Raw genomic sequence first — 21381 nt, 5'->3', positions numbered from 1 at the left:
AATTTTTATGTCGTACCCCTTTGGTAGCGTTAAGCCATGGTGACTACCCCTCTTGATCCCGGGCGGGACTACCGCGCGGTGTCGCGCAAACTCTTCACGGTGCGGTGGATTATCGCCGCGTGCTTCTGGCTCGTGCTCCTCATCGCGCTCGCGGTGCTCGGAATTATTGTGCGCCCCGAACCGCTCGCCTATTACGCGCCGCTTCTCGGGCTGCCCGTCCTCGGGTTCCTGATTCACCTGCGGATCCTGTCCCGGCAGGTGAATCACCTCGGTTATGCGATGGATGACATTGCGCTGCGCCTGTGCCGCGGGATTATGTTCCGCCGCATTGATGTGGTCCCTTACGGGCGTATTCAAACGGTGGATGTGCAATCTGGGCCGCTGCTGCGCCGCTTTGGGCTCGCCAAAGTCACCCTCCATACCGCCTCCATGGAAACGGATGCGGGCATTCCCGGCCTTCCTACCGCAGAAGCTGATGCCGTGCGCGAACGTCTCCTCCACCTCGGCGTGGCCGAAATGGAAGGGGTCTAAATGGCAGGCCCTGAAACATCCCCGGAATCGGGCATCGCGCAGGGAACAACCGGCGTGGTATCGGCCGCGCCCGGTGAACTGCCGGGCGTAACGAACGCGCTGCCCGCAGCGCCTGGCGCGCTACCCACAGCGCCCGGAGTGAGCGCCACGGCTATATCGGGCACCTGGCAGCCGGTCTCGAAATGGACACCGTGGAGCTCGCTGCTCTCGCTGTGGTTCTTTGTCATCGTAGGTGGCGGCTATATTGCGATCAAACGCCTGGAAGATACTGATTCACCCGGAATTGTCTGGAGTGAATTTGTGGATCTGCTCCGTTCTTTCTGGCTGATTGCGGTGGGCATAGCGGTGGGTGTCACCCTCATCACCGGGATTATCGCGGCTATCCAATGGCGCCATATGGCCTGGATGTTCGATGCTGATGGGGTGCATATGCGCAGCGGTGTGCTGTTCAAACAACACCGCCACGTGCGCTGGGATCGCATCCAAAGTGTGGATGTCACTCAAAAACTGCTTGCCCGGCTGGTGCGCCAAGCCAGCCTCAGCATTACCTCGGGTGGAGAAAAAGTAGAGATCGGGTGGCTGGCACTTCACGAAGCGGAAAAGCTCCGGCCGCTCGTCCTCGCCCTGGCGGAAAAAATGCGCAGCGGAGAAAACACCGAAGTCCCCGATCTTGCCACCGTGAGCAGGGCGCAGGCACACCCGCCGCTCTACGCCATGTCCGGGCGGCGTTTCCTCGCCTCCCTGGTGCTCTCCCCGCGGATTATCCTGGCCGTCATCACGGTGGCCGGTTCGGTGATCAGCTACCTGGTCACCGAAGAAGGAGGATCATTCGCCCTTCTCTTCCTCATTATCGCGTTGGTGTGGCAGCCCATTAGCTCCCTGCAAGCCAATTGGCAGGCCCGAATCGCGCCCAATGCCGAAGGAATTGAAAAACAAGAGGGGCTTTTCTCCCGGCGTACCCTCGCCCTGCCCCAGCATCGCGTCCACGCCCTATCGTTCAAGAAACCCAATCTCTGGCCCGGCTGGTGGAAACTACAAGCCTGCGTTATGTCAGGTTCGCTCCTTGAAGCAACCCAAACCGCAAACGACGCACTGGTCCCGGTAGGCACAGTTGAGGACGTGCTCACCGTTGCCCGCGAACTCGGCTTCGCGGAGGGTGCTACCGCACCCGGCAGCGGTGCGGATGCGGTGCCGGAAGCTGCCGGTATTGCGGGAACTACCAATCCTGTGCCGGAAACAGCATTGCAAACCACGCCGGAAACCGCACTCCAAACCGCATTGCAAACCACCCCGCAAACGGGCGTGCCCAACGCCGCGCAGCTACGTACCTACCTGCTGGATGATGGCGCCCTACCCGGGTTCATCCCCAATCCGCGCTCCTCGCGCTGGCTGGATCCCATCGGGTGGAAACGCTCCGGAATCTTCGTGGGCGACGATGTCATTATTATGCGGCGGGGCTGGTTCTGGTACCGCGAAGTAACAATCCTGCTGCGCGAACACTACCAATCAGCGATTATTAGCCAAGGACCGCTAGAACGCCGTTTCCAACTGGCCACCCTGCGTTGGGGAACCGTGGGAATGGCGGTGGAAGCCCGCGCCAAACACATGGACAGCGCCACCGCCAGCCAGATCCTCACCACCACGGTGAGTGATCGCGGGCAGGTGCCGCGCGGCTGGCACCCCGAATTACCCCCGGCTGGCAGCGCCGCGCCCCGGAGGGAATGACAATAGTCCCGGGTCGGGCCGCAGCCCGGTTCCCGAAAGTGATTTCTTCCCGGTACAAGAGTGAAACACGTCGCGTAGCCGCACTTTTATATTTTTCTACATCTAGGATTATTCCTATGCTTAATATCTACGGCCCGGGTGGTATTGGTGGGCTCATCGCGGGGGTTCTCGCGCACAACGGTCAAAAAGTCGCGGTTGTTGCTACCGAGCGCACCGCCGATGCTATTAACCGCAACGGAATTGTCATTAAATCCAAGCGGTTCGGTAATTTCACCGCGCAGGTGCCGGCGCTAACCAGCCCGGCCCGCGGTAGCGAAATCCTGCTCTGCACCAAGGCATACACCCTCCCCAGTATCGAAAAATCCATTCGTTCAGCCCGCCCCAAAGAAGTGGGGGCGCTCTTCAATGGTTTCGATCACGCCCGTGCCATCCACACCCTCACCGAAGGGGAATCCTGGTCCGGCTCCGTCTATACGATTAGCGAACGGACCGCGCCCGGAGTTATTGAACACACCTCCCAATTCCTCAAAGTAGAAATGCCCGACACCGCCATGGACGGCGAAATCGCACGGGTGCTCCTCAACGGCGGAATTGACGTATTCTTCCGCGGTACCGAAAACCAAGTGCTGTGGCGCAAACTCCGCAACCAATGCGCCATGGCCCTGCTGACCGGCGCCACCGGGCTACCCATCGGCCGCGCCATGGAACGCGCCCCGGAACTTACCGAAGCGATGTGCACCGAACTGGCCCGCATCGCCACCATGGAGAAAGTACCCACCCGCCCCGCGGAAATTCACGCCTGGCTGCGTCGCCTCGCTCCCGATGCGCACTCCTCGCTTTCGCGTGACCTGCGGGACGGCAACCGCACCGAAATTCACTCCCTGGGCACCGCGGTCCTCGAAGAAGCCGCCCGCCTCGGAGTCCCAGCCCCGGCCATCACCGCCGCGCTCTCCGCTATCGATGATCGGTTGCGGGGCCGCAAGTGACACCCGGCCGGATGGCCATAGGGATCATCTCGGCCGGAAAAGTCGGAAGCGTCCTCGGCGCTGCCCTGCGGGCCGCCGGCCACACCGTCATCGGTGCGGTGGCCCGCAGCAGCACCAGCCGTGAACGCCTCGACGCCCTCCTTCCCGCAGTACCCGCGCGCGAAACTGAATACTTACTGGCCCGCGCGGATCTCATCCTCCTCGCGCTGCCCGACGCCGCCCTGCCCGGCGTCGTGGAACACGCCGCCGGGCAGGGATGGTGGCGCCCCGGCCAGCTCGTCATCCACACCAGCGCGCGTTTCGGCACGGGCGTACTCCGGGACGCGGCCGCTGCCGGCGCCCTCACCCTCGCCCTCCACCCGGCCCTGACCTTCACCGGGACCTCCCTCGATATGCGCCAACTCATCGGCGCCACCTGGGCAGTCACCACCTCCGCGCCCCTCCTGCCCATCGGCATGGCCCTCGTGAGTGAACTCGGGGGAGAACCCAGCGCGCTCGCCGAAGAAAACCGTGGACTCTACACCGCGGCCCTCACCCACGCCTCCCGGCACACCGCACTCCTGGCCGGTCAAGTCCAGCGCATGCTCGAAGCCGCCGGCCTCGAACCCAGCTTCGCCCGCGGGCTCCAAGAACAGGCGCTCGCCATGGCCGACGCCGGTGTCGAACTCATCGCCCCGCCAGCTGGCGGCGTCGTCGCCACACATGAAGAAGACGCCCCCGCTCCGGACGATATTGCCGCTGTGGAAGCCCTGGCAGCTACCGGAAACTATCCTGATATTCCGCCTGTCTATCGGGTGATACGGGCCGCGTCACGTGACCGGGCGGCGCGGCGTCGTCTACCATGACCATGTGAGTGAATTTCTTGATAGTGAAACCCCGGAACAGATGCGTATCCGGCTGGAGAAGCGCGCCCGCCTGCTCGCGGAAGGAACCGAAGCCTACCCGGCCGAACTTCCCATCACCGCCACCATCCCGGACATCCGGGAAGAATACAGTGATATTGAAGCCGGCGAAGAACTAACCGAGACCTCGGTGGGCATCGCCGGGCGTGTCATGCTGTCCCGCACCGGCGGCAAAATTGCTTTCGCCACCCTGCAAGACGGGCGCGGGAACCGCCTCCAGGTGATTCTCTCCCTCGCGCACGTGGGTGAAGAACGGCTGGCCGCCTACAAACAAGATGTTGACCTGGGCGATTTCATTTTCGTATCCGGGCACGTGGGGGCCTCCAAGCGTGGCGAACTCTCCGTTTTCGCCCACGAATGGCAGATGGCCTCCAAGGCCCTGCGCCCCCTCCCCAAGATCTACCAGAACGAAGCCGGCGAAGACGTTGCCCTCAACGAAGAATCGCGGGTGCGGATGCGCCACCTCGACCTCATCACCCGCCCGGCCGCCCGTGATATGGTGCGGCTGCGCGCCGGGGTTATGAAGTCGCTGCGCGCCAATTTTGACCGCCGCAGCTACGTGGAAATCGAAACCCCGATTCTGCAGCCCATCCACGGCGGTGCCGCGGCCCGGCCCTTCCAGACGCATATTAATGCCTATGATGAGGACCTCTACCTGCGCATTGCTACCGAGCTTTACCTCAAGCGCGCGGTGGTAGGCGGCGTGGATCGCGTTTTCGAAATCGGGCGGAACTTCCGCAACGAAGGTGCGGACTCCACCCACTCCCCGGAATTTACCGCGCTCGAGGCCTACCAGGCCTACGCCACCTACGATACGATGGCCGAGCTCACCCGGAATCTCGTCCAGCAGGCATGCCTGGACACCCTGGGCACCACCACCGTCACCCTGAATGACGGCACCGAATATGACCTGGGTGGCGAATGGCAGAAACTCGATCTTTACGAATCTGTCTCCGCGGCCGTGGGTGAAGAAATCACCGTGGACACCCCGCGCGAACGCCTCGAAGCTCTCGCGGAAGCCCGCGATATCGCGGTTGCGCCTTTCTGGGTGAACGGCAAAATCGTGGAAGAACTCTTCGAAGAATTGTGCGGGGACCAGCTCTACGCACCCACCTTCGTGTACGACTTCCCCGAGGACACCTCCCCGCTCACCCGCCCGCACCGCACCAAGAAGGGCCTGACCGAAAAATGGGACCTGTATGTGCGGGGCATGGAACTGGGCACCGCCTATTCCGAGCTGGCCGACCCGGTTATCCAGCGCGAACGCCTCACCCAGCAATCCATCGAAGCTGCTAACGGCGACCCGGAAGCCATGCAGCTCGATGAGGACTTCCTCGCCGCCATGGAACAGGGCTTCCCGCCCACCGGCGGCATGGGGATGGGCATCGACCGCCTCCTCACCGCCATGACCGGCCTGGGGATCCGCGAAACGATCACCTTCCCCTTCATTAAACCCGGGAAGTAACCCGGCCCGCTGGGGAAGTAACCCGGCCCGTCAGGAAAACAACCCGGCCCGAAAATAGTTTTTCGGTACGACGACGCCCGCGCCGCGGAGGCCCAACCCCCGCGGCGCGGTAGTGTATCTGGCCAACATTAGATTGCCCACTAAAAGAAACATGATGAATTTTCCTATTTATTTTCCGGCTTGTGCGCGGTAATCTTCCAAGTAGTTCGGTGCCACGCCCGGCCTGCCGAACCCTGTTTCCCGTGTGCAAAGGTGCCCGCCCATGAAGAAAACTGACACCATTTTCCAGGTCATCAAACTCCTGCTCGGTCTTGTCATCGCGGCAGCCCTCGTGAAATTCGCATTTTTCCCCAACCAACGCAGCTCCGCGGAACTCGTGGCCCAGGGGGATTTCACCATCCCGACGGTGGTGGCCATGCCGGGGGATATCGATAATTCCCTCACGCTTGATGCCACCGTCATGCGGAATCCGGCCACCCCCGTGCGGGCCACCGCCACCGGCACCGTAGATGTGGTCGATGTCAAGGCGGGCGCCGTCGTCAATGAAGGCGACCGGTTGCTACGTATCCGCCACGAGGAAGAAAAAACCACCGCCGCCACCGTGGAAACTTTTGAGGACGGCACCGAAGTGGAAGTGCCCGGTGAGCCCTATATCGAAGTGAGTTACGTGAATGTGCTCGCCCCGGTGAGCGGCACCGTGGCGGTGGATGTGCTCGTGGGGCAGCCGGTAGCTATCGGGGAAAGCATCGGCTCCATCACCCCGGCTACGTACCACGCTCGGGTGAGCGTGAAACCTGAACAGCTTTACTCGCTGGCCTCGCTGCCGCCGGCCGGGCAGCTCGCGGTCACGAATGGCCCGGCGCCTTTCGACTGCACGAATCTGCGCACGGTCACGGAGAAAACGGGTGCGGGAGCGGGCCTGAGCGGTAAAGAAGCCGAGGCGCGCGGCCTGGATAGCGCCAGCGGTACCGTGCAGCCGGCCCTCATCTGCGATATCCCCGCCGAACAGCAGGTGTATGACGGTTCGGCCGCGAAACTCACCATCCCGGGGAGCAATACCACCGGGGTGCTCACCGTGCCGGTCAGCGCGGTGGAGGGGCGTTTCCGCGAGGGGGTGGTCTACCTGCCCGCGGCGGACGGCGGAAAACCCACGAAGCGCACCGTGCAGCTCGGAGTGACGGACGGGCGCCAGATCCAGATCACCGGCGGGCTGGAAGAAGGCGAAGAAATCCTCCAGTACGTGCCGGCCGCGCAGCCCACGCCCGACCCGATGATGGGGATGTGATGTTAGAGCTTGAGCAGGTGACCCGCACCGTCACTCTCCCCAACGGCCGCCCCCTGCCAATTTTGCGCGGGGTGGATCTGCGCATTGAGCGCGGGGAATACGTGGCGATTATGGGCCAATCCGGAACGGGGAAATCCACCCTCCTCAATATCATCGGGATGCTCGACCTGCCCGATACCGGCTCCTATCGTTTCGAGGGCCGCGATGTGGCGGAGCTGAGTGAATCGGCGCGCGCTCACCTGCGCGGCTCCCTCTTCGGTTTCGTTTTCCAGCAGTTCAATCTTTTCCGTGGCCGCACCGCCGCGCAAAACGTGGAAGTGCCGCTGCTGTATTCGGATACCGCCACTATTTTTCGACGCCGCAGCCTCGCCGCCCAGATGCTAGACCGGGTGGGATTAGGGGATCGCCTGGATGCGATGCCCTCCCAGCTCTCGGGTGGGGAACAGCAACGGGTGGCCCTCGCCCGGGCGCTCGTGCGCCGCCCCCAGGTTCTTCTCGCGGATGAACCTACCGGCGCCCTCGATGTCGATACCGCGGGGCGGGTTATGGATCTCATGGAAAGTATGGCGCGGGAAAATAACGCCACCTTCATTATGATCACCCACGATCCGAAAGTGGCCGCCCGCGCGGATCGCCGTTTCACCATCCACGATGGGCTCGTCTGGCCGGAGGAAAAATGACACGCATTTTCGGGGCCGTTCTCGAAGCCTGGGAAGAAATTCGAGTGGATCGCGGGCGGGTTATTCTCTCCCTCGTTGGAGTGGCGGCCGCGGTGTGGGCAATGGCAACCGTTCTCGCCCTGGGCCAGCTTATTAGCGCCGCCGGGGAACACCAGCTCGCCCAGTGGGATGGCAAACCCGGCACCGTCAATATCGGGGTGTACCGCACCGGCGGGGAGGACCCCTCCGATCCGTACGCGCAGCCTTATGCCGACCCCTATGCCAATCCGTACGCCAATCCCGCGGCGGCGCCCACCGGTGCGCAGCTGGGGACCCTGGCCGGCGCCCAGGCCAGTGAGGATGTTTTCGGCACCACCGTGGCCGAGTACATGGAGAGTGCCGGGGCGAATTATTGGACGCGCTCGCGTATCTCCTATGTGTCCCTCGCCTTCCCGCCGGTGGTGGCGGGGGCCGGTGGCGCCGATATGCAGAATCTGGACGGTTGGGAATCGGAGAGCATGGCCGGAGCGGAAGCCGGCGGCGAGCTGGAAAGCGCCGGCGGCAGCTCGGTAGCGGGCGCCGAAGCCGTGGGGGATGGTTCCGCTAGTACCGAGTTCGGTGCGGGCGGCATCCCCGGGTACGGGATGATGGAGCAGAATTACGAAATGCTCGCGGTGGATCCGGCTTACGGCCCGCTTTTTGACGTGCAGCTCACCCGCGGGCGCTGGCTAACAGAAGCGGACGGTGAGCGGCTCATGAACCCCACCGTGGTCAATGAAATGCTCTACAAAGAAATGGGAGAGCCTTCGCTGGCCAGCTACCCGCAGCTTGCGCTTTCCGGACCCACCGGGGTGCGGATGACGGTGGTCGGGGTGGTTGCGGACCGCTCGCGCTGGGATAGCCCGCGCCTGCACGTGCCGTATGAGAGCATGGCCGCCGCCGCGATGACCCAACTATCACCCATGGATTCCGCCACCGTTTCGGTGCTGGTGCCCCGCGGGGAAGAAGGGGAGGCCCAGAAGGTCCTTGTTTCCGTGCTCCAGGGCCGCCTCGGCAAAAACTACCAGGTAGAAGGCCAGTTCATCGAAAGCCAGATGCGCGGCCAGGAATCCACCGAACGTCAGGTCACCGCGATTATCGCGGCCATCGGCGGGATCGTGATTCTGGTGGGCGCCCTCGGCCTGCTTACTGTCTCCATCGTCACGATGAAGCAGCGGGTGCGGGAAATGGGGATCCGCCGCGCGATGGGCGCCTCCGCGCGCCGTATCTTCACCTCGGTGTTCTTGGAATCCGTGGTGGCGACGACGGCGGCCGGTTTCATCGGGGTGATTGCCTCGATTGTCACCATTCGAACCGCGCCCCTCGCCCGGTGGCTCGATCTGCCCTTCTCGGTGGATAGCGTGGGATACCCGGTGCTGGCCGCCTTTATTGGCCTGGCGATATCCGCCGGGGTGGGAGCGCTGTGCGGAATCATCCCGGCCACCATGGCGCTGCGCATCAAGCCCATTGACGCCATTCGCTTCTAGGTGGGAGCGCGGCGGACTAGGCTACAGCTATGAAGGTACTTCTCCCCAATAGCTTTGACCTTTCCCTCCCGCCCGAAGAAGGCGTCACCTGGGTGACTTTTGACGTGAGTGCACCCATCCCGGAAGAACACCGCGATGCTGAGGCCCTCGTGGTCTGGTTGGACCCCCATGCGGCTGAGCACGTGGCCCAGCTCCCGCACCTCAAACTCATTCAGGGCATGATGGCCGGTGCGGAAAGCCTGCACGCCACCAACCCGCCCGCGGGAGTTATCCTCGCCACCGCGAACGGTTTGCATGATGCCACCGTCTCCGAACACGCCATCGCGCTCGCGCTCTACCTGGTGCGGGACTTGCGCATCGCCACCGAAGAACAGGATAACCACCGCTGGTCACGCGACCGGATCTTCTTCACCGAGCTGCGCCCCGGCGGGCGCCTGACCAGCCTGCTTGGCGCTCAGGTGACCATTTGGGGCTACGGGCATATCGGGCGCCACCTCGCCGGGATGCTTAAAGCTTTCGGGGCGCGGGTGCGCGGCCTGGCTACGTCCCGGCGCACCGAGGGTGATATTGAGGTGTACGACGGCGCTAACCTCGCCCAGCGCGATGAGGTGCTGGCCGATACCGATGTCCTCATTCTCATCCTCCCCGCCACCGAGGCCACCGCCAATGTTGTGGATGCGAGCGTTTTCGCGGCTCTGCCTGAGCGCGCCGTCGTCGTTAATGTGGGGCGTGGGAAAACTGTCAAGGAAGATGACTTGGCTGCCGCGCTGCGCGAAGGAAAAATTGCGGGCGCCGGCTTGGATGTTACGGCTACCGAGCCGCTGCCCGCGGATTCACCGCTGTGGGATCTGGCCACGATTATTACCCCGCATACGGCCGGCGGGCGGCCTGTGGGTGCCGAGGAGTTGATCCTCGCCAATGTGCGGGCGCTGCGCGAGGGAGGGGAGTTTATTAACCGGGAGGCATAAACTGCCGCGGAGCCTCAGCGGGCCGCGCGGCTCGGCTGTGCGGCCCGCGATAGCGCCTGTGCCGCGGGCCGCGCCGCGCAGCACAACCGACAAGAACCCGCCGGGCACTACCACCCGGCGGCAATAGTGCGCTACACTCCTTAAACTGACATACAGTTCAGCTCAAGGAGGAGTAGTGATGTCATCACATGAGGAAACGCGGCAGGGCAGGCCCGCCGCCGAATCTGAGGACACTAGCGCACAGTTCGCTGCCGCGCACCCGGACACTTTCGCGCAGTACCTCAAGCGGCGCGGCATGGTGTTCTTCGTGGCCTACCTCGGCTACGTATGTGCGTACCTGGTCCGCAATAATTTCAAACTCCGCTCCGAAGCCCTGCGCCTGGAGAACGACTGGAGCCTGCCGCAAATCGGCCTGGTTCTCACCATGTTCACCATCACCTACGGCTTCGGGAAATTCTTTATGGGGATGCTGTCCGACCGCGTCTCCCTGCGCCGCATTTTTGCCGGCTGCCTGGGGCTTTCCGCGATCCTGTGCATCGCCATTGGCTTCACCACGAACTTCTACCTGCTCGCGGTGCTCATGTTCCTGCTCGGCTGCGCGCAGGGGGCGCTGGCGCCCTCATCCATGGCGATGATCGCGAACTGGTACCCGAATAAAACACGCGGTTCCGGTATCGCGATCTGGAATACCTCGCAAAACCTGGGCGGGGCGCTGCTGCCCCTCATGATTACCTGGCTGCTGGCCCTGGGTGGGCCCAGCGGCGGGGCGATTGCCTTCTGGGGCCCGGGCCTGGTGGTCTTCGGTTTGTCCATCTTCTTCTGGAAGTACGGCGGGGACCGCCCCGAAGCCGAAGGAATGCCCACCCTGCGCCAGATCTACGGCAAGGCCGGCGAACCGAATACCGACGAAACTCCCGACGAAAGCTACTGGCATATCCTCGTGCGTTTCGTTTTCACCTCCCCGCTGGTCCTCACTGTGGCTTTTATCAACGCCGCGCTCTACTTCCTGCGGTTCGGGGTGCTCAACTGGATGCCGGCCTTCCTCGGCACCGAAATGGGCTTCACGGAAGCCCAGTACTCCACCGCCTTCTCGGTGCTGGAATGGATCGCCATTCCCGGATCCTTCCTCTTCGCTTGGATTTCCGTCAAGCTTCCCAACCGTCAGTCCGTGGTGGGCTTCCTCGGGCTGCTGTGCCTGGCTGGCCTTATCTGGGTCTACATGGGCAACGACAATTACGTGGTGCTCCTCATTGTTTCCGGGCTCATGGGGGCACTCATTTACGGTCCGCAGCTCATCGTCAATATCCTTACCCTCAACTTCGTGCCGCTCAAGGCGGCCGGGGTGGCGGTCGGTTTCGTGGGACTCTTCGGTTACATCGTCGGCGAAATGGGCGCGAACCTCATTATGCCGATCCTCGCCGAGCGCTTCTCCTGGGCGGCGTCCTTCACGCTGCTCGCCGGGATCGCGGTAGCGGCCGGCGTTATGTATCTCTCGCTCTCTAGGCGCGAACAGGCCGTGGTGCAGGCCTAATAGTTACCGCAGCATAATGTACGACGACGCCGGCGCGGGGCCCGAGGATTCGGGCCCCGCGCGGGTGTGCTGGCAGCCATCTAGCTGCGTCGTCGTTCTTAATAACGCAGGCTGCGCATTTCCGGGCCGCGCAAACTTGCGTACCCTGCCGCGCAGATGAGGGCGGTCAGAGCGAGGCTGGTGTAGGCCACCGTCCAGCCGTAGCCGGTCACCAGGTGGGGGATAAGGAAATTCGCGAGGGTTTCACCGGCCAGGTAGCCCGCCGCCCCCACCACCCCGGTGGCTGCGCCCGCCACATTATCGGGAACCAGGGAGAGGGTGAGCATATTAATACTCACCTGGGGCCCGTAAATGAGGGCGCCGAGCAACAGTGCCCCAGCCACCGAAGAACTGCTAAAAGCCAGGTGGGGCCAGGCTGCGAGCGCAACGGCCAGGGCCAGCATCGCTTTCATAGCGGCGGAGGAAGCCCGGTTAGGGTGGCGTGCCGCATAAGCCCCGAAAGCGAAAGAGGCCGGGATTGCGGCCAGCTCCGCGCCCGCGAGCGCGATTTCCCCGGTGCGGCCGGCGGTGTGTGCGGCGGCGAAAATAACCACCCAGTTGATCACGCCGAAGCGGATGCAGTAGAGCAGGGTATTAATGCCCACGAGCGTGAGGATCCAGCGGTTGGTGAGCACTGCCCGCACCACCGTGGGCCAGTAGCCATCCGCGCGGGTGCTCAGCTGCGGGGTGCCGGCCGGGCCGAAAAGCATGGTGAGGGTGGGTAGGCCCTGGCGCCAGGGGCGGTCGGCGCCGGTGCGGTAGGCCCAGATACCCACCGCGATAGTGAGCAGGCCCGGGATGAGGAAAATATGGAAACGGGCCAGGCTCCAGCCGGTGAAGGCCCCGGCGAGCAGCGGGAGGAGAGCGGCCCCGAGGTTCTGGGAAGTATTCCAGATCGCCACTCGCGAACCGCGCGAAGAATTGGGGTACCAGGCACCCAGGAGCACCAGAGCGGCCGGGGCGAGGGCTGATTGCACCAGCCCGTTCGCGAAGGTGAGGGCCGCGAGAGCGCGGGCGGAGCTGGGAATCCCGGTGAGGATGCATAGAATTCCCGATATGATGAGCGCACCGCCAAAAAGGCGGCGCAGCGAGACGCGGTCCGCCACCATCCCGAAAATAATTTTCCCGGTCCCGTACGCGAGGGTGAAAGCGCTGAGCACAAAGCCGACCTGGTAGAGCGACCATCCCTCCTCCGTGACGAAACGGGCGGAGACCACTTTGAGGTTATTGCGGGTGGTGTAGGCAAACACATAGCCGATATACACGACGAGGAAAACGTGGGCACGCCAGCGGTAGTAATCCGGGGCCGGGGTGGGGCCCGGTGGGAACCGCGTGGCGGCCATCATCCCTCCTTTTGGTGTATGCGGCGCGTGGGCGCGTGGAAACTGGCATTCGCGCGGGCAACCTTGCCCACCCGCCGCCAGCTGGCGCACGCGATGGCGTAAAATCACATTGGAAACTGACAGTCAGTTTACCTAGGATAAGGCGAGAGCGGGTACTCGCCCCGCTTGTTATCCCGCGCGATGGAAAGGAGCGCTTATGGCTCGCCGGCTTGCCGATGATCTGGCTGACCACCTGCGCGAACGTATCCTTTCCGGAAATATCGCGCCGGGGGAGCGCCTGGCCGAAGCCGCGATTGCGGAGGAGTATTCGGTGGCGCGTTCCACCGCCCGCATCGCGGTGGAATCGCTTATCGCGGATGGATTAGTGGAGCGCGAAGCGCGTAAACACCCGCGGGTCGTGACCGTGCGCAGCTCCGAAATTCCGGAGATTGTGGCGCTCTTGGATATCAGTGAATCCCTGGCCCTGGCGCGGATTATGGCCGGCCACCCGGATCTGCGCCCGCTGCGCGCGGCCCGCGGGGAGCAACCCAGTCGGGTGCTGCACACCCTGGTGGAAGTGTCCGGTTCCAAACGCCTGGAAATACTCCACCGCCCGCTCACGTTCCACACTATTTTGTATGCGGCTAGCTGCGCTGATGCCGCTTCTCCGAATACCGGGGTGCGCGGCACCGATACCGGCCGCGCTCATACCAGCCATCCCGCGGTTGAAGATCCCGCCGTGGCTCAGTCTCAACATCAGCTGATTGACGCGGTTTTGCTCGGGCAGGAGAGCGCCTGGGAGGCGCTACGCGCTTTGCAACGGGCGCGCCAGGCCCGGCTCGGCGTGGAGGCGGGCGCGGCGCTTTCGGGTACCGGCGGCGTTAGCCAGCAAAAGGCAAGGTAGGCTGGCCGGCTACCGGTCCGTCCATCCACCACAGTGCTCCCGCGCCCCGCGAATCATCATTTTCGCGCGAGACGGTCACGAAAACATCCTTGCCGTCCTTCCCGCCCAGGGTTACCGCGGTGGTCCCGGTGACCGGGAGTTGGTATTCCTGCACGGTCTGTCCGCTCGGATCAAGTACGCGGATGATTCCAGCCCGGTTGAGGGCTACCCACACACTTCCTTCGCTATCCACAGTCAGCCCGTCCGGGCTCGCGCCTTCCACGCGGTGGAAGTCGCTGCGGTGGTGGAGGTTGCCTGCGTCGTCGACCTCAAAAACAGAAATGGCGCGCGTGGAGGTGTCGATGTAGTAGGCGCGGGTGCGGTCTGGCGAAAAGCCGATGCCGTTCGAGGTGGTGACCGAATCCAGCACCACGCTGACCTCGAGGGCGGGGGAGATACGGTAGAGACGCGCGGTACCGCGGGTGGTGGCATCGCGCGTATACGGCATGGAGCCGGCGTAGAGGTAGCCCCACGGGTCCGCGGTGCCTTCGTTCATGCGGTAAGCCGGGCTGTTCCACAGGGTGGTGGCTTCGCGCGGGGCGGCCGTGGCGGTATCGGCTAAGGCCAGGCCGCGTTCGGTGGCGACGACGTAACCTCCGCCGGTGCGCGGGCGCACAAATGCTGCGATTTTCGAGCCGGTGGCCAGGCGATCCACCCCGCCATCGCTACGCAGGGTAAGCAGATCGCCGGCGAGCATATCCACGAAACGCAGCCCGCCCCAGGAACTCGACCACACCGGGCCTTCGGCGTGGAAAGCAACCACGTCGGTAATTTGTTCAAAAGCCATGGTCTCCAGCGTAGGCGAGCGCGCCGAGGCTGGCTAGCCGCACACGGTAGCGCGCCGAGGCTGGCTAGCCGCACACGGGTAGTGCGCCGGGTCTAGTTAGCCGCACACGGTAGTGCGCCCGCTACGCGGTAATGAAGCCGAGCACCCCGCTCGCCGCCAGCACAACGACGATTGTGAGGAGGGCGAGTAACCCGAGGGAATACGCAGCGCCGCGGCGCAGAAGCTCGGGTTCGCTACCCGGGGCGCGCACCGCGGTAGCCGCAATCGCGAGGTTTTGCGGGCTCACGATTTTCCCGAGCCCGCCCCCGAGCTGGTTGGCGGCCAGGAGGAGATGCGGGTCGATGCCGGCCCCGGCCGCGGCGGTGGCTTGCAGGTTCCCGAAGAGTGCGGCCGAGGAGGTGGCCGAGCCGGTCACCGCGGTGCCGATCCAACCCAGGAACGCGGAGAGCGCCGCGAAAGCGGTGCCGGCCAGGGCCATGAAAGCGCCGATGGCCTGGGTCTGACCGGAGAAATTCATGACGTAGGCGAGGGCCATAATGGTGGCAATCGTTCCCACGGTGACGGCCAGGTTCGCCACGGTGGCACCCAGGGTAGCCAAGCCGGTGCGGAAAGAATAGGGGTAACGCCCGCCGGAGGAGCAGCGTGCGTACACGGCAGTGACCACCACTCCGGTGAGGAAAAGCATTGTCCCCGGGGAGGAGAGCCAGTTGAACGTAAAGGTGGTGGTGCTCAGAGCGTTACCGGCCTGGTCCACCAGGTGCCCGTGCAGGCCGGGCCAACCGAAGCTGATATCGGTTTGGGCCAGGAATTCGATGCGGCGCGGGCCGGTCGGGCCGGGCACGGTGACCCGCCACAACTTCGTGACCGCGAGGACCACCACAACCAGCAGGTAGGGAAGCAATCCCAAAAATACCCTGCTCGCGGAAATCTTCTCGCGGGCGGGGGCACTGGCGAATTCGGCCGGGGTGTGGGCCGGGTGCCAGCGCGTGAGCAGCACTGCCGTGAGCGCGAAGGAGAGGAGGGAGGCGATCACCGCGATAAGTTCGTGCGAAATGAAATTCGAGGCGATCACGTGCCCGGCCACCATGCCGATTCCGGCGGTGAGGGCCACCGGCCAGGTGTCTTTTACCCCGCGTTTGCCATCCACGATAAAGACGAGGAGGAGGGGAACGCCCACGGCTACCACGGGGATAATGCGCCCGGCCACCGCGGCTACGTCCATGGGATCGGCCACCCCGCCCATGCGGGCCACGGTGGTGAGGGGGATACCCATCGCGCCCAGGGCCACGTTAATACCGTTGCCCACCATGGTGGCCAGCGCGGCCTTGACCGGGGGCAAGCCGATGGCAAGTAGCATGGCGCAGCTGATGGCTACCGGCGCGCCAAAACCGGCCAGCCCTTCGATGAGGCCGCAGAAAATGAAGCCGATGAGGATGGTTTGCACTCGCATATCACCGCGGCCCAGCGCTGCGAAAACGGCCTGGACGTCTTTGCTGCGCCCTGAACTTTCGGTGAGGTTATACAGCCACACCGCCATGATGACGATGTAGCAAATGGGGAAGAGTCCGAATGCCGCTCCTTGGAGTGCGGAGAGCCCCGCTAGCTCAGCTGGCATCCCGAAACCGGTCACGGCGATGACCAGGGCCAGACCGAGGGAAATAAGGGAGCACCAGTGGGTGGCGACGGAAAATACTCCCAGGAGCACGAAGAACACCAGGAGCGGAAGCGCCGCCAGGAGGGCGGAAAGCCACAGTTGGCCGCCGACCGCATCGGGCGCGGGCGTGAAGGTAGCGCTGGTGAGGAGCGTGGAAGGGGGGAAGAGTGCGGAAAGCGGGCTCGGTACGGCGAGCAGCGCGGGGCTACAAGGCATTCCTTTATCGTACCGGGGCGGGAGCTGCCTTTATGATGACCTTATGGCTAGCCCGGACGTGAGATTATCCGCCGCGATGCGCGCGGCGCTGGCGCAAGATGCGCGGCTGGCTCTGCCGCATTGCGGGCACGGAGAACCCGTTGCGATGCAGGCACGCTACGAAGCCGAGCACCGCTGGTGGAATGAAGGCGGCTCGGAAGTGGCCTGGCACGCGGAGCAGCTTTCTACCCGGCACGGCGTGGTCCCGGTGCGCTTTTATCGGCCCGGATGCCGGTCACTTTCACCCGCGGGATCAGGTACGACGACGCAGTTCCCGGCGGGTGCCACCCGGCCTATCATCGTGTATCTGCACGGCGGGAGTTACTGTGTGGGCAGTCCGGCCACCCATGACCGCCTCACCCGCGAACTTGCCGCGGCTACCGGATGCGTGGTGGTCAGCGTGGACTATACGCTGGCGCCCCGAGCGCGCTATCCGCGCATATCTGAGGAATGTGAGGATGCGGTTGTGGAGCTGGCCCGGCGATACCCCGGGTATCCCATCGTGCTGGCGGGGGATTCGTGCGGGGCAACCTTGAGCCTGGGAACCTGGTGGCGGCTAGCGCGGCGGGCTGGTGAGGATGGGGCCGGTGCGGATGCGTGCCAGCGCGCGGCCCGGAGGCTGGCTGCTAAGCCGATAGTCGCGCTCGTTTTGTACTACGGTGAATATGGTTTGCCCGCCGCTGCCGTGCCGCCCGATAGCGTAAGCGGTGCCGATGGCACAGGCGGCGCCGATGGTGTGAGTCCCGCTGACCGCGCCTACTATGATTCCCTCTACTTTTCTTCTCCCACCGAACGGGCCGCGGCCCCGGATATTGCGCTGCTGCGCACCGAGCTGCGCGGTTGCCCTCCCGTTTTCCTCGCGGCCGGGGAGTGCGATCCGCTCGTGGCCGATACCCGGGCCCTCGCCGCGCATCTCGAGGCACGCGCCGTGCGCACGCACCTGGAGGTTGTGCCCGGGGTGATGCATGCTTTTCTCCAGCGGGTGCGGTTACTGCCCGAAGCTGAGCGCATCATCGCTCATACCGCAGCGTTTCTAGCTGACGTTCTGGACCGCTCTGGCGGTCGCACCCGCAGCAATCGGTAGGTGGTAGCGGCCAGCAACTTCCTGGGCGAGGCCGTCCTCGATGAGTGAGGCGAGGGCGGGAACGAATCGCTTTTCACTCAGGTGGCTAGCCCGAAGCAAGTCCGGGCGAGTATATCCACCACGGTGTTCACGCAAAACCGCCATGATTTTTCCGCGTGCTTCCCGCTGGGTTCCGGTGAATTTCTGGGTGGTGCGCGGGGCGGCATTCTGTGGTTTCCCAGCCGCTAGCCAGCGGCATTCCGCGCGCAGCGGGCATATTGCGCAAGCTGGTTCGCGTGCCGTGCACACCAGGGCACCCAGCTCCATCAGAGCAGCGTTCCAGCGTGCCGCGCCCGGACCGTCCGCGGGAACAAGCGCATCGGCCAGGGTGCGTTCCCGGACTGTTTGATGGGCGGGCGGCAGAGCGACGCCGTCGTACACCCGCGCGAGCACCCGGCGGATATTCGTATCGAGCACAACTGAGCGTTGCTGAAAGGCGAAGGCGAGGAGGGCGTCGGCCGTATAGGGACCGATGCCGGGGAGCGCAAGGAGGTCCTCGCGGGTGCGCGGGATCTGGCCGCCGTGCCGTTCCACCAGGGCGATGGCGCATTCGCGCAGGCGCAGGGCGCGGCGTGGGTAACCGAGGCGCCCCCACATAATGAGCACATCGGCGGGCGCGGCCGCGGCGAGGTCGGCTGGGGTGGGCCAGCGTTCCAGCCAGGCCCGCCAGGCGGGTGCGACCCGGGCGACGGGGGTTTGTTGGCTCATCACTTCGCATACGAGAATCGCCCACGGGGAAGTGCCGGGCGCGCGCCACGGTAGTGGCCGCGCTGCGCCGTCGTACCACGATAAAAGATTCTTGAGCATTATCTGTAGTGTGCCGGAAACGCGGGGAATATGCACGTTTTGGTACCGTGGATCCGTGAAAGAAACGGGCGGAGAGCGCCGCGCGCACAAGCGGCCCACGGGTGCTGCGCCGCGGCGTGGCCGCGAGCAGCGGGAGGATCAGGCTGGGCGAGCCGCGCGCATGAAGCGCGGGGAGAATCAGCGCGAGCGCCCGGTTCGCGGAAAAGAGCGCGGCTCGGAGCGTCGCGCAGCCCCTTCGGCAGCATCGGAGCGCGGGCAGCGCAGCAACCGGGCGGGCATGCCGGCAGCTCGGCAGCGCGCTGGCGAAGTACGTACCGGGCAGTCGCGCGGTGATCAGAAGCGCGGCGGGCAACAAAGGTCAGCTCAGCAGGGTGTAAGCCGGCAGCGGCGAAACCCCCGGGATCACGTAAACCGGGAGCGCGTCAATCGGGAGCGGGCGGGCCAAGCACGAGCGGGTCAAGAGCGGGAAATTCGGGAGCGTCGTGCGCGGGAACGTACTTCCCGGGAGCGCGCGCCCCGGGAACGCGCTGGGCAGGCGCGTGCCGGGCAGCGCACTAGCCGGGAACGCCCGGCACCTACCCGGCGGCGTCGTACGTTGCCGGCCGGATCGCGGCAGCAGAGGCAGGTCCGGGAAAAGGCTACGATTCTCGCCCGTTTGGAGCCGAAGCATTGGTTGTGGATTTTCGCTGCGCTCGCGGTGGTTATTGGTGCGGTTGTGACGTTTAGGTTCGCGGCTTCGCGCTCTCAGGAACATGCGGAAGCTCAGGCTGCGGTTCCGACGGCTTTTTATGAGCCGGTGGCCTGCACTCCGGATATGCTGCGGATGCGGGTGACGAATAATGAACGCGGTGCGGGAGCTCCGGTGTCTTTCTCCGTGGAGCTGACGAATAAGTCGACCACGAATCCGTGTTATGTGGATGCCGGGTGGGGCAACCTTAATGTGTCGATTACTTCCGGCGGGCACCAGGTGGCGAATACCGCGGCCTGCCGGGCCGGGGAGGAACACCGGCGTTTGCTGCTGGATCGTGGGATGGATGCCGTGACCACGGTGACGTGGCCGGGCGGGAACGAGGGCGCCGGGTGCGGTAGCTCGGGTTCGCTATCTACGCCGGGCACGTACAAGGCGGAAGCTATTTTTGCCGACGGCGCAGCTTCTCCCGCGACCGCGGTTTTTGAGCTGATGACCGGGGGCGGGGCGCAACCCGCTCGTCCGAATGATGAGGCCGGTTCTGAAGCGAGTACGGACGCCAGCCCGGCTCCTAGCACGGAGGCGAATCCCGCTGCGAACGGTGCGGAAGGCGCGCAAGGTGATCCTCAAGGAACGGCACCCGCTCCGGAAACTGGTAACGGAGAAGGCGCCGAGGCACCTGCCCCGGAGGGTGATTCTGAAGCTGCAAACTAACTAGCTAACCAGCTAGCTAGCCAGATCCTGCCGGTTGCTCTACTGCCTATGTGCGGTGGCTACCTCCTATTCGGTGGGGAGCACCGATTCCAGGGCCTGGCGTATATCCGCGCAGCGCTGCACCCGAATCCCCTCGGGTAGTTTCGAGCTATCAGTGCGTTCGGGCACAATCGCGAGGGTGAAACCGAGCCGTGCGGCTTCGTTGAGGCGTTGGGGGAGCCCGGTAACCGGGCGGAGCTCTCCGGTTAGGGCAACTTCCCCGATGGCGATCACTCCGGGGGCGAGTGGCAGATCCACGTAGGCCGAGGCCAGCGCCAAGGCAATAGCGGCATCCGCAGCCGGTTCACTGGCCTGCGCCCCACCCACCGTGGACACAAAAATATCTTTCTGATCCAAACTCAAGCCCAGGCGTGACTGGAGTACCGCGACCATCATGGCCACCCGTGCGGAGAGCACCCCGGAATTGGTGCGCTGCGGCCGCCCGGAAGCAGGTACCACCAGCCCCTGTACTTCCACCGGCATGGGCCGCCGCCCTTCGAGAGTCATGGATACGCAGGTGCCGGGCACCGTGTGATCACGGGCGGAGAGGAACAACCCGGACGGATCGGGAAGCCCCACAATTCCATTTTCGGTGAGTTCAAAACACCCCACTTCATCGGTAGCGCCGTAGCGGTTCTTCACCGCGCGTACCAGGCGCAGCCGCGAGTGTTTATCCCCTTCAAACTGGCACACCACATCAACCAGATGTTCCAGAACGCGAGGCCCGGCAATGGAGCCATCTTTCGTGACGTGCCCGACCAACACCACCGGTAGGCCGTGCGTTTTGGCCACGCTCACGAGCGCCGCGGTGACGGCCCGCACCTGCGCCGGGCCACCGGCCGTTCCAGCTACCTCCGCATCGGCCAAGGTTTGCACCGAGTCCACGATAAGCAGGGAAGGCCGGGCATTCTCAATATGCCCCAGAGCTCGCCCGATATCACTTTCCGAGGCAAGAAGCAGATGTTCATCCATCGCCCCGATGCGTTCCCCGCGCAGGCGCACTTGGGATGCGGATTCCTCCCCGGAGATATAGAGAACCGGCGCCCGCCCCGCGCCCGCAGCAGCGCGCGCGGCCTTCGCCGCCACATCCAAGAGCAAGGTAGATTTCCCCACTCCCGGTTCCCCGGCGAGCAATACCACTGCCCCGGGAACTAAACCACCCCCGAGTACCCGATCCAATTCAGATACCCCGGTAGGGATTTTTTGCGCGGCGGTAGCCGGCACGGAGGTAATAGGTTGCGCCGGTGAGGTAGGGGCTAACGCGGCCGGAGCTGCTGAGGGCGCGGCCGGACTCTGCTGCTCAAGCGTGCCCCACGAGCCGCACCGCGCGCAGCGGCCCATCCATTTGCCGGTGGACCACCCACACTCGCTGCATTCGTACACGGTTGCCGGTTGTTTTGCCATGCCTCCATCCTAGAGGGGGCCTCCGACA

General features: G+C 64.4%; 18 protein-coding genes. 13 read left to right on the top strand and 5 right to left on the bottom strand.

The window, feature by feature from the left end; translation table 11 throughout:
- The first annotated feature begins 36 nt into the window (after positions 1-36).
- The 10 genes from HMPREF9237_RS00780 to HMPREF9237_RS00735 all read left to right on the top strand — a co-directional run bounded on the left by HMPREF9237_RS00780 (position 37) and on the right by HMPREF9237_RS00735 (position 11578).
- Positions 37-531, top strand: coding sequence for a PH domain-containing protein (locus tag HMPREF9237_RS00780; RefSeq protein WP_016441806.1), 495 nt, complete (start codon positions 37-39; stop codon positions 529-531).
- The gene (locus HMPREF9237_RS00775; RefSeq protein WP_016441805.1) at positions 532-2256 is read left to right on the top strand and encodes a PH domain-containing protein; all 1725 of its coding nucleotides are present in this window, start codon (positions 532-534) and stop codon (positions 2254-2256) included.
- Between the two features lie 116 nt (positions 2257-2372).
- Entirely contained in the window at positions 2373-3242 is an 870-nt protein-coding gene (locus HMPREF9237_RS00770) for a ketopantoate reductase family protein (protein ID WP_016441804.1), read from the top strand.
- Between the two features lie 11 nt (positions 3243-3253).
- On the top strand, positions 3254-4087 hold the full coding sequence (locus HMPREF9237_RS08720; protein WP_016441803.1) for a Rossmann-like and DUF2520 domain-containing protein: 834 nt from the start codon (positions 3254-3256) through the stop codon (positions 4085-4087).
- Between the two features lie 40 nt (positions 4088-4127).
- Positions 4128-5609: a lysine--tRNA ligase gene (lysS, locus tag HMPREF9237_RS00760; RefSeq protein ID WP_051106981.1), complete on the top strand. Its 1482-nt coding sequence runs from the start codon at positions 4128-4130 to the stop codon at positions 5607-5609.
- A gap of 262 nt (positions 5610-5871) precedes the next feature.
- On the top strand, positions 5872-6894 hold the full coding sequence (locus tag HMPREF9237_RS00755; RefSeq protein ID WP_016441800.1) for a hypothetical protein: 1023 nt from the start codon (positions 5872-5874) through the stop codon (positions 6892-6894).
- A complete protein-coding gene (locus HMPREF9237_RS00750) occupies positions 6894-7574 on the top strand; it encodes an ABC transporter ATP-binding protein (protein WP_016441799.1) in 681 nt (226 codons plus the stop codon). Before HMPREF9237_RS00755 ends, HMPREF9237_RS00750 begins: the two co-directional genes overlap by 1 nt.
- The gene (locus HMPREF9237_RS08715; RefSeq protein WP_016441798.1) at positions 7571-9079 is read left to right on the top strand and encodes an ABC transporter permease; all 1509 of its coding nucleotides are present in this window, start codon (positions 7571-7573) and stop codon (positions 9077-9079) included. The genes HMPREF9237_RS00750 and HMPREF9237_RS08715 overlap by 4 nt, the downstream gene beginning before the upstream one ends.
- A 29-nt stretch (positions 9080-9108) precedes the next feature.
- Complete coding sequence (locus tag HMPREF9237_RS00740; protein WP_016441797.1) at positions 9109-10047, top strand: NAD(P)-dependent oxidoreductase; 939 nt, start codon at positions 9109-9111, stop codon at positions 10045-10047.
- 178 nt (positions 10048-10225) lie between these two features.
- Complete coding sequence (locus HMPREF9237_RS00735) at positions 10226-11578, top strand: MFS transporter (protein ID WP_016441796.1); 1353 nt, start codon at positions 10226-10228, stop codon at positions 11576-11578.
- 98 nt (positions 11579-11676) lie between these two features.
- Here the strand turns inward: HMPREF9237_RS00735 and HMPREF9237_RS00730 are convergent, their stop codons facing one another.
- Positions 11677-12960, bottom strand: a complete 1284-nt coding sequence (locus HMPREF9237_RS00730; RefSeq protein ID WP_016441795.1) for an MFS transporter — start codon at positions 12958-12960, stop codon at positions 11677-11679.
- Positions 12961-13156: 196 nt separating this feature from the next.
- On the opposite strand from HMPREF9237_RS00730, the gene HMPREF9237_RS08710 reads away from it, so the two are divergent.
- The gene (locus HMPREF9237_RS08710; protein ID WP_016441794.1) at positions 13157-13843 is read left to right on the top strand and encodes a GntR family transcriptional regulator; all 687 of its coding nucleotides are present in this window, start codon (positions 13157-13159) and stop codon (positions 13841-13843) included.
- Here HMPREF9237_RS08710 and HMPREF9237_RS00720 read toward each other — a convergent pair.
- On the bottom strand, positions 13821-14669 hold the full coding sequence (locus tag HMPREF9237_RS00720) for an SMP-30/gluconolactonase/LRE family protein (RefSeq protein ID WP_016441793.1): 849 nt from the start codon (positions 14667-14669) through the stop codon (positions 13821-13823). The genes HMPREF9237_RS08710 and HMPREF9237_RS00720 overlap by 23 nt on opposite strands.
- Positions 14670-14790: 121 nt before the next feature.
- Positions 14791-16539, bottom strand: coding sequence for an L-lactate permease (locus HMPREF9237_RS00715; protein ID WP_016441792.1), 1749 nt, complete (start codon positions 16537-16539; stop codon positions 14791-14793).
- A 43-nt stretch (positions 16540-16582) separates the two neighbouring features.
- Between HMPREF9237_RS00715 and HMPREF9237_RS00710 the strand changes: the two genes are divergently transcribed.
- Positions 16583-17662: an alpha/beta hydrolase fold domain-containing protein gene (locus tag HMPREF9237_RS00710; RefSeq protein WP_016441791.1), complete on the top strand. Its 1080-nt coding sequence runs from the start codon at positions 16583-16585 to the stop codon at positions 17660-17662.
- Here HMPREF9237_RS00710 and HMPREF9237_RS00705 read toward each other — a convergent pair.
- Positions 17612-18508 (bottom strand): A/G-specific adenine glycosylase, encoded by an 897-nt coding sequence (locus tag HMPREF9237_RS00705; protein ID WP_016441790.1) that lies wholly within the window; start codon positions 18506-18508, stop codon positions 17612-17614. The two genes, HMPREF9237_RS00710 and HMPREF9237_RS00705, sit on opposite strands and share 51 nt — an antisense overlap.
- Before the next feature lie 55 nt (positions 18509-18563).
- Between HMPREF9237_RS00705 and HMPREF9237_RS09660 the strand changes: the two genes are divergently transcribed.
- A complete protein-coding gene (locus tag HMPREF9237_RS09660; protein ID WP_039898137.1) occupies positions 18564-19910 on the top strand; it encodes a hypothetical protein in 1347 nt (448 codons plus the stop codon).
- A 66-nt stretch (positions 19911-19976) separates the two neighbouring features.
- Here HMPREF9237_RS09660 and radA read toward each other — a convergent pair whose 3' ends face one another.
- The gene (radA, locus tag HMPREF9237_RS00695) at positions 19977-21353 is read right to left on the bottom strand and encodes a DNA repair protein RadA (protein WP_016441788.1); all 1377 of its coding nucleotides are present in this window, start codon (positions 21351-21353) and stop codon (positions 19977-19979) included.
- Positions 21354-21381 lie beyond the last annotated feature (28 nt).

Origin of the sequence: Actinotignum schaalii FB123-CNA-2 (assembly GCF_000411135.1) — a bacterium.
Taxonomy (GTDB): Bacteria; Actinomycetota; Actinomycetes; order Actinomycetales; family Actinomycetaceae; genus Actinotignum; species Actinotignum schaalii_A.
Note: the sequence above shows the minus strand (reverse complement) of the source record. Positions and strands in the feature narration are given on the sequence as shown.

Bases quoted from the DNA above. Each gene is read 5' to 3' on its own strand.
- HMPREF9237_RS00780 (WP_016441806.1), top strand. From the start codon at position 37: ATGGTGACTACCCCTCTTGATCCCGGGCGGGACTACCGCGCGGTGTCG.
- HMPREF9237_RS00775 (WP_016441805.1), top strand. From the start codon at position 532: ATGGCAGGCCCTGAAACATCCCCGGAATCGGGCATCGCGCAGGGAACA.
- HMPREF9237_RS00770 (WP_016441804.1), top strand. From the start codon at position 2,373: ATGCTTAATATCTACGGCCCGGGTGGTATTGGTGGGCTCATCGCGGGG.
- HMPREF9237_RS08720 (WP_016441803.1), top strand. From the start codon at position 3,254: ATGGCCATAGGGATCATCTCGGCCGGAAAAGTCGGAAGCGTCCTCGGC.
- lysS (WP_051106981.1), top strand. From the start codon at position 4,128: ATGCGTATCCGGCTGGAGAAGCGCGCCCGCCTGCTCGCGGAAGGAACC.
- HMPREF9237_RS00755 (WP_016441800.1), top strand. From the start codon at position 5,872: ATGAAGAAAACTGACACCATTTTCCAGGTCATCAAACTCCTGCTCGGT.
- HMPREF9237_RS00750 (WP_016441799.1), top strand. From the start codon at position 6,894: ATGTTAGAGCTTGAGCAGGTGACCCGCACCGTCACTCTCCCCAACGGC.
- HMPREF9237_RS08715 (WP_016441798.1), top strand. From the start codon at position 7,571: ATGACACGCATTTTCGGGGCCGTTCTCGAAGCCTGGGAAGAAATTCGA.
- HMPREF9237_RS00740 (WP_016441797.1), top strand. From the start codon at position 9,109: ATGAAGGTACTTCTCCCCAATAGCTTTGACCTTTCCCTCCCGCCCGAA.
- HMPREF9237_RS00735 (WP_016441796.1), top strand. From the start codon at position 10,226: ATGTCATCACATGAGGAAACGCGGCAGGGCAGGCCCGCCGCCGAATCT.
- HMPREF9237_RS00730 (WP_016441795.1), bottom strand. From the start codon at position 12,960: ATGGCCGCCACGCGGTTCCCACCGGGCCCCACCCCGGCCCCGGATTAC.
- HMPREF9237_RS08710 (WP_016441794.1), top strand. From the start codon at position 13,157: ATGGCTCGCCGGCTTGCCGATGATCTGGCTGACCACCTGCGCGAACGT.
- HMPREF9237_RS00720 (WP_016441793.1), bottom strand. From the start codon at position 14,669: ATGGCTTTTGAACAAATTACCGACGTGGTTGCTTTCCACGCCGAAGGC.
- HMPREF9237_RS00715 (WP_016441792.1), bottom strand. From the start codon at position 16,539: ATGCCTTGTAGCCCCGCGCTGCTCGCCGTACCGAGCCCGCTTTCCGCA.
- HMPREF9237_RS00710 (WP_016441791.1), top strand. From the start codon at position 16,583: ATGGCTAGCCCGGACGTGAGATTATCCGCCGCGATGCGCGCGGCGCTG.
- HMPREF9237_RS00705 (WP_016441790.1), bottom strand. From the start codon at position 18,508: ATGCTCAAGAATCTTTTATCGTGGTACGACGGCGCAGCGCGGCCACTA.
- radA (WP_016441788.1), bottom strand. From the start codon at position 21,353: ATGGCAAAACAACCGGCAACCGTGTACGAATGCAGCGAGTGTGGGTGG.